The following is a 13,102-nucleotide window of genomic DNA, read 5'->3' as shown; positions in this document are numbered from 1 at the left end:
TCGCGCCCGTTCGACCGGTGCCCCGACCGGAACTCATCGGTCGACGGGCGTCTTCGCGATAGTTCGCGAGCATGCCAGACGCGATATATCGCGTCAACCGGTTTTTCCGGGGCCCGGTTTTCCCGGGGCCACGCCGCCCGCTCAGCCGATCACCCGGTAACCGGCGTCCTCCAGGGCCGTCGCGACCACCGCGCGGTGCTCGGGCCCCTTCGTCTCCAGGTGCACCTCGACCTCCGCCTCGGTGAGGCCGAGCCGCGGGTCGGTGCGCATATGGCTGATGTCGAGCACATTGGCATCCGCCTCTGACAATGTGCTCAACAGCCCGGCCAGCGCGCCCGGGCGGTCGGTGAGCCGCAGCCGCAGCGACAGGTAGCGGCCGGCCGCCGACATGCCGTGCCGCAGGATGCGCTGCATCAGCAACGGGTCCACGTTCCCGCCCGACAGCACCGCCACCACCGGGCCCTCGAAGGACCGCGGCGCCGCCAGCAGCGCCGCCACCGAACTGGCCCCGGCCGGCTCCACCACCAGCTTCGCCCGCTCCAGACACAGCAGCAGCGCCGACGACAGGTCGTCCTCGGAGACCGTCACCACGTCGTCGACCAGCTCCTTGACCAGCGCGAACGGCACGTCGCCCGGCCGGCCGACCATGATGCCGTCCGCCATGGTCGCCACCGAGCCCAGCGCTATCGGCCGCCCCGCCGCGAGCGAGGGCGGATACGCCGCCGCGCCCGCCGCCTGCACCCCGACGACCCGCACATCCGGCCGCAGCGCCTTGATCGCCACCGCCATCCCCGCCACCAGCCCGCCGCCGCCGACGCCGACCACCACGGTCCGCACCTCGGGGCACTGTTCCAGCACCTCCAGGCCCACCGTGCCCTGCCCGGCGATGATGTCCGGGTGGTCGAAGGGGTGGATGAACACCGCGCCGGTCCGCTCCGCGTACGCGATCGCCGCCCGCAGCGTCTCGTCGACGACCGTGCCGTGCAGCCGGACCTCGGCGCCGTAGTCGCGGGTCGCGGCCACCTTGGGCAGCGGGGCGCCCATGGGCATGAACACCGTCGAGCGCACGCCGAGCAGCGACGCGGCGAGCGCGACGCCCTGCGCGTGGTTGCCGGCGCTGGCGGCCACCACGCCGGCCGCGCGCTCCTCCGGGCGCAGCCCGGCGATCCGCACGTACGCGCCGCGGATCTTGAACGACCCGGTGCGCTGGAGGTTCTCGCACTTGAGATGCACCGGCGCCCCGACCAGCGACGACAAGTGGCGGGAGGTCTCCATCGCGGTGATCCGGGCGACCCCGGAGAGCATCTTGTGGGCTCCGCGCACGTCATCCAGGGTGATCGACCGGAGCCGATTGTTGTCCATGCGCCCAGTCTCGCAGTCCGACCTCGCGATCCCGGCCAACGCTTTGCCCGGGAAGTCGGCAGAAGCTCCCCGCGGTGACCGTGGCCGCGTACTCTTCTCCCAACTTCCCGCCGTACCTGCGCCGTACCTCCCGCTCATCCCCCGCTCATCCCACCTTCGACCGGAACCCTCACCGGTACTCCACCGGACCGACAGAACGCGAGCTTCAAGGTCATGTCCAACCCTCCGGAGACCTCGACCGAACTCCTTGAGAGCCTCCAGCACCAGGTCGCCCTCTTCGCCCGCCGCGCCGAGCAGACCCGGCTCGGCGGTGTCGGCAGGGCCCGCAACTCCATGGACCGCGCCGCCTACCTCCTGCTCAACCGGCTCGACCACGAGGGCCCGATGGGCGTCAAGGCACTCGCCGAGGCGATGGGCATCGACTCCTCCACGGTCACCCGCCAGGTCGCGCCGCTGGTGGACACCGGCCTGGTCAAGCGCACCTCCCACCCCGAGGACGGACGTGCGGTCGTCCTCGCGCTGTCCCCGCGCGGCCGCGGCCGGCTGGGCGAAGTACGCGACTCCCGGCGGGAGTTGATGGCCAAGGTGACCGAGGACTGGTCGCCGCGGGAACGGGAGCTGTTCACCGAGCTGCTGGGCCGCTTCAACATCGCGCTGGCCGACTGGCACTCCGGGTTCGGGCAGCGCGGCGAGCCGGACCGCGGCGAGGACATCGTCGGCCGCTGAGCGCGCCCCCGCACCGGCGCCACCGAACCGGTGTGACCCGGGTCACGCACGAGTATTGACCGCGGGCCCGCGCGTGCCGTCCCATGGCCGCGTGGGGACTCCAGGGAGCACTCCAGGACGCACTCCAGGGCGTCAGCGCCGGGCGGCCGCGGGGACCCGCCGGGACGCGGAGTTCGCGGCGTTCGTCGCGGGCGCGGGCGGACGGCTGCTGCACTCCGCCCTTCTCCTCACCGGCGACCGGGCCGACGCCGAGCGGCTGCTCACCGATGCGCTCGCCCGCCTCTACGCGGACTGGCAGCACCTGCTCGACGGCGACGACCCCTACGACCGGGCGCGCAGCGAGCTGTTCGTGCGGTACGCCTACCGGCCCTGGCGCCGCCTCCGCGGCGGCGCCCTCGACGGGCTCTCCGCGCGCGAGCGGCTCATCATCACCATGCGGTACTTCGAGGGGATCGGGGAGGAGCAGACCGCGGCGCTGCTCGGGATGGGGGTCGAACGGGTCGGCGAGATCGCCGCGCACAGCGGGGCGAGGCTGCGCAGCCGGCCGGCCCGGGTCGGCCCCCGGGCCGCGCGGTCCCGTACGGCCTCGGCGGTCGGACGGTGAGTGCGCCGCCGAACCGGCGCGAGGACGAGTTGCGGCGGCAACTCGACACCCCGCACCCGCTGGTGCCCTCCGACCTCGCGGAGCGCGCCGCCGCGCGGGGCCGCCACCTCCTACGGCGCCGCCGCATCGTGCGCTACGCGCTCTGCACGGTCCTCCTCGCCGCGGCCACCACGGCAGTGCTCCTCCTCGCCTGAACCCCCCGGGTGCCCCGGTCCTGTCGGCGCCGGGCCCTTACGGCCGGTGGGTGGCTTGTCGCGCAGTTCCCCGCGCCCCTCGGCTCTGCACCGTCTCGGTCCCGGCGTGTTTCCCGACCACGGGCCGGTGGCCTGCTGAGCGCGCAGTTCCCCGCGCCCCTGAGTAACTGCGGCTTCCTCCGCGGAAGGAGGGCACCCCCAAGGGGCGCGTGGGGGTACTCCCCCTGGCTCCGCCGGGGGCACCCCCACCCAGGCAAAGCTCTGGGGGAGAACGGAGCGACAAGCCACGGCGTCGCGGCACTGTGGACACGGCGAGCAACCACCCCCTGCGCGAGCACCCCCCACCGGCAGGTGGTCCCTCGACCGGCGGAACGGGGCACCCGGGTGGGTCAGTTGAGCGCGCTGCGAAGATCGTCGATGAGGTCGTCCACCGCTTCGATGCCGACCGAGATACGGACGAGGTCCGCCGGAACCTCGAGCGCGGAACCGGCCACAGACGCATGCGTCATACGCCCCGGGTGCTCGATGAGCGACTCCACCCCGCCGAGCGACTCCCCGAGCGTGAAGAGTTCCGCACGGTCGCAGACGGCGACCGCCGCCTCCTCACCGCCGGCCACCTGGAAGGACACCATCCCGCCGAAGCCCCGCATCTGCTTCGCCGCGACCTCGTGCCCGGGGTGCGAGGCGAGCCCGGGGTAGTAGACGCGGGTGACCTTGCCGTGGCCCGCCAGCATCTCCGCGATCCGCCCGGCGTTCTCGCTGTGCCGGTCCATCCGCACCGCGAGCGTCTTGATCCCGCGCATGACCAGCCACGCGTCGAACGGCCCGGCGACCGCGCCCATCGCGTTCTGGTGGTACGCCAACTCCTCGCCGAGCGCGGCGTCGGAGGTGACCAGCGCACCGCCGACGACGTCGGAGTGTCCGCCCATGTACTTGGTCATGGAGTGCACCACCACGTCCGCGCCCAGCGCCAGCGGCTGCTGGAGGTAGGGGCTGGCGAAGGTGTTGTCGACCACCAGCCGCACCCCGGCCTGGTGCGCCACCCCGGCGAGCGCGGCGATGTCGGTGATGCCGAGCAGCGGGTTGGACGGCGTCTCCACCCAGATCAGCTTCGTCTCCGGCCGTACGGCGTCGCGTACCGCCTGCACGTCGGAGGTGTCGGCGACCGACCACCGCACGCCCCACCGCTCGGCGACCTTCGAGAAGAGCCGGAAGGTGCCGCCGTAGGCGTCGTTGGGGATGACCACGTGGTCGCCGGGCGTCAGCACCGTACGCAGCAGGCAGTCCTCCGCGGCCAGGCCGGACGCGAAGGCGAGGCCGCGGCTGCCGCCTTCGAGGGCGGCGAGGTTCTGTTCGAGCGCGGTGCGGGTCGGGTTGGCCGAGCGGCTGTACTCGTAACCGCCGCGCAGTCCACCGACGCCGTCCTGCTTGTACGTCGAGACCTGGTAGATCGGCGTGACCACCGCACCGGTCTGCGCGTCGGCCGGCTGGCCGGCGTGGATCGCCAGGGTCTCGAAGTGCTGGTGCGCACGCGGGTGGTGAGGGCTATCGTTCATGCCGCCGAGCGTAGCCGCCGAGCGCCGTGACCCGCTGATCGGCGCAACACGCCGGATCGTACGGCGTGGCGCACCCCCGTTGCGACCCGGCGGGTCCGCGCCCGGCGGCCGGGGCGGCTCAGGCCCGTGCGGTGGCGCGGGCCGGCACGTGGGGGACGGCCGCGCCCGGGTCGTGCCCGGCGAAGACCAGGGCGATCACCAAGCCCGCCGCTTCCTCCAGTTGACGCGCGCGGCGCAGCGGCCCGACGGCCGCGGGCTCGGCGCCGGCGTCGCGGACGAGGCCGGCGGCGGTGCGCAGGGCCGCCTCGTCGTCGCCCGCGATCGGTACGGTGACCGGTGGGCGGCCGGGTGACCACTGGTCCGCGGGGAAGAGGTGGAACGCCTTGACCACGTGCGCGCCCGGGGCGAGTTCCGCGATGTGCTCGGCGGCGGCCCGGCCGTCGGTCACGAGGTGCTCGCCGACGCCGTGGTCCACCGCGTTGACCGGGTCGACCAGCACGGTCCCGGACAGCGCGCCGCCGGCGGCGCCCGCCGCGCGCAGGATGTCGGGCACCCCGGTCCAGGTGACGGCGAGCAGCACGGCGTCCCGCCCGGCGACGGCCTCGGCGGGGGTGGCCCCCGCGCGGGCGGTGCCGCCGGTGGCCGTACCGCCACTGCCCGGGTCACCGGTGCCCGTACCGCCGCCCATCGCGGCCGCCGCTGCCGCGGCCTTCTCCGGCGAACGGCCGCCGACCACCACGTCGTGCCCGGCCCGTACCCAGGCCGCGCCGAGCGCGGTTGCCAGGTTTCCGGTACCGAGAATCCCGATCCTCATCGTGTGCTCCCGAAGGTGTGGGCGGCCTGCGGGTCGAGGCCGCCGCGGGACCGCCACCGTAGGAAAACCGACGCGCACCGGACGGTAGGAAACGGATGCGGGACCATGGCGGCACGATGGACGACGACCGCGCCACCCCGACGACCACCGCACCGGCGACCACCGCACCGGCGACGGCCGGACCGGCGACGGCCGGACCGGCGACCGGCACCCGGGCCCCGCACGCCGCCCGGGAGAACCGAGGCGCCCACGACACCCGGAACCCCGGGGACGCCTCCTGCGAGCGGCTGCTCGTGGACTGCCGGCTGCGCGCGGCCACCGAGCTGTTCGCCCACACCTGGGACCCGGTGATCCTCGCCGGGCTGAGCGAAGGACCGCTGCGCCGGGCCGAGTTGCGGACGCTGGCCGGCGGGATCAGCGACAAGGTGCTCACCGAGTCGCTGCGCCGCCTGCTCGCCAACGGCCTGGTGGAGCGCCGCGCCTTCCGCGCCGCGCCGCCCCGGGTCGACTACGGCCTCACACCGCTGGGCACCAGCCTGGTGGACGGACCGCTGCGCGCGATGGGCCGCTGGACCCGGGAGCACGGCGAGGAACTGCTCGAAGCCCAGGAGCGTACCGCCGGGCAGGCGGCGAGCTGACGGCCGGCGGCGGACCGACGACGGGCGACGGGCGACGGGCTGACGACGGGCGGCGGCGCGGCCCCGGGGGCTCACTTGCGGGTGGACTCGCGCACCGTGAGGGTGCCCTTGCGGATGGTGGCCAGCCGGGGGGCGCGCTTGGCGATGGTGGAGTCGTGGGTGACCAGGATGAAGGTGAGGCCGCGGTCGCGCCACAGCCCTTCGAGCAGCGCCATGATGTCGTCGCGGGTGCCCTCGTCGAGGTTGCCGGTCGGCTCGTCGGCGAGCAGCACCTTGGGCTCCTTGACCAGGGCGCGGGCGATGGCGACGCGCTGCTGCTGGCCGCCGGAGAGCTCGGACGGCAGGTGGGTGAGGCGCTCGCCGAGTCCGACGGACTCCAGGGCGGCCGCGGCGCGGGTGCGGCGCAGCGACGGGCGGACCCCGAGCGGCACCAGCGCGGTCTCGACGTTCTCCTGGGCGGTGAGCGTGGGGATGAGGTTGAAGCTCTGGAAGATGAAGCCGATGTTCTCCGAGCGGACCTTGGTCAGCCGTGCCTCGCTGAGCTTGGCCAGGTCGGTGCCGTCGAACCCGATCGAGCCGGAGGTGGGCCGGTCCAGCGCGCCGAGCATCTGGAGCAGGGTGGACTTGCCGCCGCCGGTGGGGCCTTGGATGACGACCTGGTCGCCGTCGGCGATGGTGAGGTCGATCCCGCGCAGGGCGTCGACGTTGGTCTTGCCCCGGCGATAGCGCTTGGTGACGCCGCTGAGCTGGTACATGGGTGGACTCCTGGGAGCGGAAGGGAAGTGGGGGTGGCCGGGTGAGCGGCCCCGGGGGCGGCCGGACGGCCGGGTCACGCGGCGGAGCGGCCGGGTAGCCGGGTAGCCGGGTAGCCGGGTAGCCGGGTAGCCGGGTAGCCGCTGATCGGCCGCCACCCGGCCCCGCCCGGCCACCGGGCGGGGCCGACGAGCGAGGCCGATCAGCGGGCGGCGCGGCCGATCAGCGGCCGATCACGGCCGCGGCTACTCGACGCGGCGCAGCGCGTCGGCCGGGCGCAGCCGGGACGCGCGCCAGCCGCCGAAGGCGCCGGCGATCAGGCCGCCGCCGATGGCGAGCCCCACGGCCAGCACGATGGTGCCGGCGCTGACGGGCGCGCTCAGGGCGACGTCGAGCGTCTTGGACGCGGCCTGCCGGGCGCCGCCGCCGAAGCCGCCGGGGCCCCCGCCGCCGGGCCCGCCCGTGCCGCCGGAGGAGGCGGAGGAGCCGAGTTGGGCCGTGAGGCTGGGGCTGATCTCGGTGACGGCGAAGGCGCCGGCCAGGCCCAGCGCGATCCCGAGGACGCCGCCGATCAGGCCGTTGACCAGGGCCTCGCCCATGACCTGCCGGGTGACCCGGCCGCTCTTCCAGCCGAGCGCCTTGAGCGTGCCGAACTCCCGCACCCGGCGGCTGACCGCCGAGGAGGTGAGCAGCCCGGCGACGAGGAACGCCGCGATCAGCACCGCGATGGACAGCCACTTGCCGACGTTCGTGGCGAGCGACGACGCCGTGGACAGCGACCCGGAGACGGTGGAGGCGAGGTCGGCGGAGGTGGTGACGGTGGTGCCGGAGATGTTCTTCTGGATCTCCGACTTGACCCCCGAGATCTGCTTGGAGTCGGCCGCCTTGACGTAGACCGTGGTGACCTTGTTCGCCGAGGAGGAGAGGGTCTGCGCCTGCTTCAGCGGCAGGTAGAGGTTGGCCGCCGCGTCGCCGCTGTCGGCGGTGGCGATGCCGATCACCTTGTACTTGGTGCCCTTGACGGTGACGGTGGAGCCGACCTTGAGCTTGTTCTGCTTGGCGTACGCGGAGTCGGCGACCATCACCTTCGCGTCGGCGTCGGCCGCGGTGAAGGTGGTGCCCGAGGTGATCTTGGAGGAGGTCAGCGGGCCGAGCGAGAGGTTGGAGACGTCCACGCCGTAGAGCGTGTAGCTGTTGGCGTCGAACTGCGCGCCGCCGCCCTTGACCTCGCCCTGCGGCGCGCCGCTGCCGCCGGAGCCGCCGCCGGGCCCGCCGCCCGCACCGGAGGTGCTCTGGCGCTGCTGGAACTGGCCGGGCGTGAAGGTGCCGTTGATCTTCAGCACCTGGAGGTTGAGCCCGCCGACCGCGCTCGCGACGTTCTTCTGTTTGCCGACCGTGCCGACCACCGAGGAGGACAGGGTCTGGAAGCCCTGCACGGTGACCCGGTCGCTGCTCTGCGACTTGCCGTTGCTGTTCGCGTCGAAGTCGAACTTGGGCCGGGTGGTGGAACCGGTGCCGGCGGCCGGCGCGGCCTTGGTGACCGTCATGTCGGTGCCCAGGCCGTACAGCGACTTGAGCACCTTGCCCTGGGCCTGGTCCATGCCGGACGAGACCGAGTCGACCGTGATGACGAGGCCGATGCCGAGCGCGAGGCCCAGCGCGACCACGAGCGCCGCCTTGCGCCGGCGGCGCAGCTCGCGCCGGAGATACGTGAAGAACATCCGATTCCTCGTGTTTGGCAGAGAGAGGCAGTGGGGTGCACCGGGGTGAGGTGCGGAGAGCGGGGCGAACGCGAGGAGGGCGAGGCGTCCGCCCCTGCTCCCACTGCCGCGCAACGCTAGGAATCGGCGGTGAGGGCGCGGTGAGGCGAAAGTGAGGGGGCCTTGAGAAAGAGCACGTGGAGATGAGGTCCGGCTGAGCGGAAGGTGATTTCTTCCTTGAACAGGCCGCGCACGGCCTGTTCACAGCCGGTCCCCAGGTTGGTCCGGGACTCTTGTCCGTTGCCCGGACCGGCGTACGGGCCGACAGGCCGGTCCGCCGGTCCGACCGGGGACGTGCAGCGGTCCTGCGGTTCAGCGCACGCCGAGCAGGTGGTCCATGGCGAGCTGGTCGAGCGCCTCGAAGGCCATCCCGCGCTCGGCCACCGCGTCCGCGTCGAAGTCCTCGTACGCGCTGCGGTCGGCGAGCAGGTCGGCCAGCGACTCGTCGGCGCCCAGCGTGGTCTGCGCCAGCTCGTCCAGGCCGGAGACGCGCAGCGCCTCCTGGACCACCGGGTCGGCGCGGAAGGCGGCGGCCCGCTCCTTGAGGATCAGGTAGTTGCGCATGCCGCCGGCCGCCGACGCCCACACACCGGACATGTCCTCGGTCCGCGGCGGCTTGAAGTCGAAGTGCCGCGGGCCCTCGTAGCCGCCGCGCTCCAGCAGGTCGACCAGCCAGAAGGCCGAGCGCAGGTCGCCGGCGCCGAACCGCAGGTCCTGGTCGTACTTGATGCCGGTCTGGCCGTTGAGGTCGAGGTGGAAGAGCTTGCCGTGCCACAGCGCCTGGGCGATGCCGTGCGGGAAGTTGAGCCCGGCCATCTGCTCGTGGCCGACCTCGGGGTTGACGCCGACGATGTCGGGGCGCTCCAGCGAGTTGATGAACGCCAGCGCGTGGCCGACGGTCGGCAGCAGGATGTCGCCGCGCGGCTCGTTCGGCTTCGGCTCCACCGCGAAGCGCAGGTTGTAGCCCTGCTCGGTGACGTACTGGCCGAGGATGTCGAAGGCTTCCTTCATCCGGTCCAGCGCGACCCGGACGTCCTTGGCGCCGCCGGACTCCGCGCCCTCCCGGCCGCCCCACGCGACGTAGGTCTCGGCGCCCAGCTCCACGGCCAGGTCGATGTTGCGGATCACCTTGCGCAGCGCGAAGCGGCGCACCTCGCGGAGGTTGGAGGTGAAGCCGCCGTCCTTGAAGACCGGGTGGGTGAAGAGGTTGGTGGTGGCCATCGGCACCTTCATGCCGGTGGCGTCCAGCGCCTGCCGGAAGCGCTTGATGTGGCCGTCGCGCTCGGCGTCGGAGGAGCCGAACGGGATCAGGTCGTCGTCGTGGAACGTCACGCCGTACGCGCCCAGTTCGGCGAGCCGGTTCACCGACTCGACCGGGTCGAGCGGGGCGCGGGTCGCGTCGCCGAACGGGTCACGGCCTTGCCAGCCGACCGTCCACAGTCCGAAGGTGAACTTGTCGGCGGGGGTAGGGGTGAGGTTCGTCTCGGAAGTCATTGCGGTCGGCTCCTATTCGTCAGACTGTTGAACAAATTAGTATGCGAGCCCAGGGTTGGGAAGTAGGAACCGCGCGAAAGGACCGGGATCACATGGCGCGACAAGGGCAGATCGTGCTCGGCGTGGACAGTTCCACGCAGTCCACGAAGGTGCTGGCGGTCGACGTCGACAGCGGCGAGGTGCTCGCCCGCGGCCAGGCGGCGCACACCGTCAGCACCGGCGCCGGGCGCGAGACCGACCCCGAGGTGTGGTGGAACGCCCTCCAGGAAGCGCTGGGCGAGCTCGGCCCGTACGCGGCGCGGGCCGACGCGATCTCGGTCGGCGGCCAGCAGCACGGCCTGGTCGTGCTCGACGAGCGGGGCCGCCCGGTGCGGGACGCGCTGCTGTGGAACGACGTCCGCTCCGCCCCGCAGGCCGAGGCGCTGGTGGAACGGCACGGCGCGGCCTGGTGGGCCGAGCGGGTCGGCTCGGTGCCCGGCGCGAGCTTCACCATCGCCAAGTGGGAGTGGCTGCGCGCCCACGAACCCGAGGCGGCCGCGGCCACGCAGGCGGTCCGGCTGCCGCACGACTTCCTCACCGAGCGGCTGAGCGGCGCCGCCGTCACCGACCGCGGCGACGCCTCCGGCACCGGCTGGTGGGCGGCGAGCACCGGGGCGTACGACGACGCGCTGCTCGCCGAGGTCGGGCTCGACCCGAAGCTGCTGCCCGCGGTGCTCGGGCCCGGCGAGCGCGCCGGCACCGTACGGGACGGCGCCGGCGTACGGCCCGGCGCGCTCGTCGGCGCCGGCACCGGCGACAACGCGGCCGCCGCCCTCGGCCTCGGGCTCGCACCGGGGCGGCCGGTGCTCAGCCTCGGCACCTCCGGCACCGTCTACGCGGTCGCCCGGCAGCGCCCGGCCGACCCCTCCGGCACCGTCGCGGGGTTCGCCGCCGCCGACGGGGCCTGGCTGCCGCTGGCCTGCACGCTGAACTGCACGCTCGCCGTGGACAAGGTCGCCGCGCTGCTCGGCCGCGACCGCGAGCAGGTCGACCCCGGCGGCTCGGTCGCCTTCCTCCCCTTCCTCGACGGCGAACGCACCCCGAACCTGCCGTACGCCTCCGGCCTGCTCACCGGTGTCCGGCACGACACCACCGCCGGGCAGGTGCTCCAAGGCGCCTACGACGGTGCGGTGTACGCGCTGCTCGCCGCGCTCGACCTCGTGCTCGCCGTCGACGGGGCGGACACCGGCGACCAGCCGATCCTGCTGATCGGCGGCGGCGCACGGGGGGCCGCGTGGCGGGAGACCGTACGGAGGCTTTCCGGGCGGGCGGTCCAGGTGCCCGTCGCCTCGGAGCTGGTCGCCCTCGGCGCGGCGGTCCAGGCGGCCGTCCTCCTCACCGGCGAGGAGCCCGCCGCGATCGCCGCGCGCTGGGGCACCGACCGGGGCGAGCTGCTCCCGGCGACGGAACGCGACGACGCGACGCTCGAACGGCTGGGGGCGGCACTGCCGTTGGTGGGGGGCTAGGCCGTGTTTTGGAAGTAGCGCCGTCCGCCCAAAGGGCGGGGCCCGTGGCGTCTGGTGCTCCCCCACAGCCTTCGGCGTGGGGGTGCCCCCAGATCGCAAGGCGGAGGGTTGTCCTCGTAGTGGGCCTACTCGGACAAGCCCGACAACGAAGCGAGCGTGCGTGCCAGGCGCCACGGGCCAGGCGGGACTTCCAAAACACGGCCTAGCGAGTACCTGCGGTGCGGGAGCGGGGAGAGCCGCAGACACGCAGGGGCGCGGGGAACCGCGCGACCAGCCACGACGGCGAGGCCCACGGGCGATGTCGGAACCCTCGCGGCGGGGGCCCGGGGCCGGAAGCGTGCCCTCGACCAGTAGCGGCGGGTGGGTGGGGAGGAGCCCCCGGAGGGGCCGCACATACTTGTGGACGGGACGGCGTGAAATCGGCGTAAAGGAGAACCGTGGTCAAACGCACCGGCGCCCAATCGGAACTACGCCACCGCAACCTCTCCCTGGTGATGCGAGCCCTGGCCACGGAGGACGACCTCACCCGCGCCACCATCGCCGCCGAGGTCGGCCTCACCCGGGCAACCGTCTCCACGCTCGTGGACGAACTCCTGGCCGCGGGCCTGCTGGAAGAGCGCGGTGCCCGCCGCCCCGGCACCGTGGGCCGCCCCGGCACCGCCCTCGCGCTGTCCGACACCGGCCCCGCCGGCATCGGCGCGGAAATCGGTATCGACCACCTCGCCGCCTGTGTGGTGGACCTCCGCGGCGAGCTGCGCTGCCGTACCGAGTCCCCCGCCGCGAACCGGGGCCGCCCGGCCGCGTCCGTGCTGGCCGAACTCGCGGAGCTGACCGCGCAGGTCGCCAAGGAGGCCGCCGCGATGGAGCTGCGCCCGGTCGGCACCACGGTCGCCGTCCCCGGCCTGGTCAGCCGCGACCGCGGCACCGTACTGCGCGCCCCCAACCTCGGCTGGGAGGACGTCTCGGTCGCCACCGCGCTCGGCCCGCACGCGACCGTCGTGGAGAACGAGGCGAACCTCGGCGCGCTCGCCGAACTCTGGCTGGGCGGCCATGACCGACTCGCCGACTTCGTCCACGTCTCCGCCGAGATCGGCATCGGCGCCGCCCTCATCGTGGAGGGCCGGCTCTTCCGTGGCGCCCGTGGCTTCGCCGGCGAGCTCGGCCACGTCCCGGTCCACCCGGACGGGCCGCTGTGCTCGTGCGGCGCGCACGGCTGCCTGGAGACCTTCGCCGGCGAGGAGGCCCTGCTCCGGTCCGCGGGCGCCGGCACCCCCAGGGAGCTGCGCACCGCCGCGGCGGCCGGCGACCCCGCCGCGATCCGCGCCCTGGAGGACGCCGGCGCGGCCCTGGGCATCGCGCTGAGCGGCGCCGTCAACCTGCTCGACCCGCAGGCCGTGGTGGTCGGCGGCCCGCTCGCGGACCTCGCGCCCTGGCTGCTGCCCGGCGCGCGCCGCGAGCTGGCCGCCCGCGTCACCGACCGCCAGTGGCGCCCGGAGGACGTGGTCACCTCGCGGCTCGGCCGCGACGGCGTGCTGCGCGGCGCCGCCTACAGCGCGGTGCGGGCCGTCCTGGACGACCCGGCCGCCTGGATTCACACCGCCGTGGACTGACGAGTGAGCCGGGCGGTACCGGCCGCGCCCCCGAGACGCGACCCGTACCGCCCGGCTCACTTCGCCCGGCGCACTCCCGTACGGCC

12 protein-coding genes are annotated in these 13,102 nt (G+C 74.0%); 6 read left to right on the top strand and 6 right to left on the bottom strand.

The features are described from left to right. Positions 1-141: 141 nt before the first annotated feature. A complete protein-coding gene (gene ilvA / locus OG370_RS26685; RefSeq protein ID WP_328468516.1) occupies positions 142-1,362 on the bottom strand; it encodes a threonine ammonia-lyase in 1,221 nt (406 codons plus the stop codon). Positions 1,363-1,575: 213 nt separating this feature from the next. On the opposite strand from ilvA, the gene OG370_RS26680 reads away from it, so the two are divergent. The 3 genes from OG370_RS26680 (at position 1,576) to OG370_RS26670 (ending at position 2,886) form a co-directional block, all read left to right on the top strand. Further along, positions 1,576-2,088, top strand: coding sequence for a MarR family winged helix-turn-helix transcriptional regulator (locus OG370_RS26680; protein ID WP_328468514.1), 513 nt, complete (start codon positions 1,576-1,578; stop codon positions 2,086-2,088). A 91-nt stretch (positions 2,089-2,179) separates the two neighbouring features. Beyond that, complete coding sequence (locus OG370_RS26675; protein ID WP_328468512.1) at positions 2,180-2,692, top strand: sigma factor-like helix-turn-helix DNA-binding protein; 513 nt, start codon at positions 2,180-2,182, stop codon at positions 2,690-2,692. Then, on the top strand, positions 2,689-2,886 hold the full coding sequence (locus OG370_RS26670; RefSeq protein ID WP_328468510.1) for a hypothetical protein: 198 nt from the start codon (positions 2,689-2,691) through the stop codon (positions 2,884-2,886). The genes OG370_RS26675 and OG370_RS26670 overlap by 4 nt, the downstream gene beginning before the upstream one ends. 389 nt (positions 2,887-3,275) lie before the next feature. Here OG370_RS26670 and OG370_RS26665 read toward each other — a convergent pair whose 3' ends face one another. Next, a complete protein-coding gene (locus OG370_RS26665) occupies positions 3,276-4,442 on the bottom strand; it encodes a cystathionine gamma-synthase (protein ID WP_328468508.1) in 1,167 nt (388 codons plus the stop codon). A 118-nt stretch (positions 4,443-4,560) separates the two neighbouring features. Continuing rightward, positions 4,561-5,256, bottom strand: coding sequence for an NADPH-dependent F420 reductase (locus tag OG370_RS26660; protein WP_328468506.1), 696 nt, complete (start codon positions 5,254-5,256; stop codon positions 4,561-4,563). A gap of 287 nt (positions 5,257-5,543) precedes the next feature. On the opposite strand from OG370_RS26660, the gene OG370_RS26655 reads away from it, so the two are divergent. Further along, positions 5,544-5,894, top strand: a complete 351-nt coding sequence (locus OG370_RS26655; RefSeq protein ID WP_328474430.1) for a winged helix-turn-helix transcriptional regulator — start codon at positions 5,544-5,546, stop codon at positions 5,892-5,894. A gap of 71 nt (positions 5,895-5,965) precedes the next feature. On the opposite strand, the gene OG370_RS26650 is transcribed toward OG370_RS26655, so the two are convergent. From OG370_RS26650 to xylA, 3 genes are all read right to left on the bottom strand, one after another. Further along, on the bottom strand, positions 5,966-6,649 hold the full coding sequence (locus OG370_RS26650) for an ABC transporter ATP-binding protein (protein WP_328468504.1): 684 nt from the start codon (positions 6,647-6,649) through the stop codon (positions 5,966-5,968). A 243-nt stretch (positions 6,650-6,892) separates the two neighbouring features. Further along, entirely contained in the window at positions 6,893-8,368 is a 1,476-nt protein-coding gene (locus OG370_RS26645; protein WP_328468502.1) for an ABC transporter permease, read from the bottom strand. Positions 8,369-8,719: 351 nt separating this feature from the next. Continuing rightward, a complete protein-coding gene (gene xylA, locus OG370_RS26640) occupies positions 8,720-9,901 on the bottom strand; it encodes a xylose isomerase (protein WP_328468500.1) in 1,182 nt (393 codons plus the stop codon). Positions 9,902-9,993: 92 nt separating this feature from the next. Between xylA and xylB the strand changes: the two genes are divergently transcribed. Both xylB and OG370_RS26630 read left to right on the top strand, forming a co-directional pair. After that, positions 9,994-11,406 (top strand): xylulokinase, encoded by a 1,413-nt coding sequence (gene xylB / locus OG370_RS26635; RefSeq protein WP_328468498.1) that lies wholly within the window; start codon positions 9,994-9,996, stop codon positions 11,404-11,406. A gap of 494 nt (positions 11,407-11,900) precedes the next feature. Beyond that, a complete protein-coding gene (locus tag OG370_RS26630; protein ID WP_328474428.1) occupies positions 11,901-13,016 on the top strand; it encodes an ROK family transcriptional regulator in 1,116 nt (371 codons plus the stop codon). Positions 13,017-13,102 lie beyond the last annotated feature (86 nt).

The organism is Streptomyces sp. NBC_00448, assembly GCF_036014115.1.
Lineage (GTDB): Bacteria > Actinomycetota > Actinomycetes > Streptomycetales > Streptomycetaceae > Actinacidiphila.
This window is presented reverse-complemented; position numbering and strand designations above follow the sequence as displayed.

What these genes read in the sequence shown, in the direction of transcription:
- ilvA (WP_328468516.1), bottom strand. Translation starts at nt 1,362, where the DNA reads ATGGACAACAATCGGCTCCGGTCGATCACCCTGGATGACGTGCGCGGA.
- OG370_RS26680 (WP_328468514.1), top strand. Translation starts at nt 1,576, where the DNA reads ATGTCCAACCCTCCGGAGACCTCGACCGAACTCCTTGAGAGCCTCCAG.
- OG370_RS26665 (WP_328468508.1), bottom strand. Translation starts at nt 4,442, where the DNA reads ATGAACGATAGCCCTCACCACCCGCGTGCGCACCAGCACTTCGAGACC.
- OG370_RS26660 (WP_328468506.1), bottom strand. Translation starts at nt 5,256, where the DNA reads ATGAGGATCGGGATTCTCGGTACCGGAAACCTGGCAACCGCGCTCGGC.
- OG370_RS26650 (WP_328468504.1), bottom strand. Translation starts at nt 6,649, where the DNA reads ATGTACCAGCTCAGCGGCGTCACCAAGCGCTATCGCCGGGGCAAGACC.
- OG370_RS26645 (WP_328468502.1), bottom strand. Translation starts at nt 8,368, where the DNA reads ATGTTCTTCACGTATCTCCGGCGCGAGCTGCGCCGCCGGCGCAAGGCG.
- xylA (WP_328468500.1), bottom strand. Translation starts at nt 9,901, where the DNA reads ATGACTTCCGAGACGAACCTCACCCCTACCCCCGCCGACAAGTTCACC.
- xylB (WP_328468498.1), top strand. Translation starts at nt 9,994, where the DNA reads ATGGCGCGACAAGGGCAGATCGTGCTCGGCGTGGACAGTTCCACGCAG.
- OG370_RS26630 (WP_328474428.1), top strand. Translation starts at nt 11,901, where the DNA reads ATGCGAGCCCTGGCCACGGAGGACGACCTCACCCGCGCCACCATCGCC.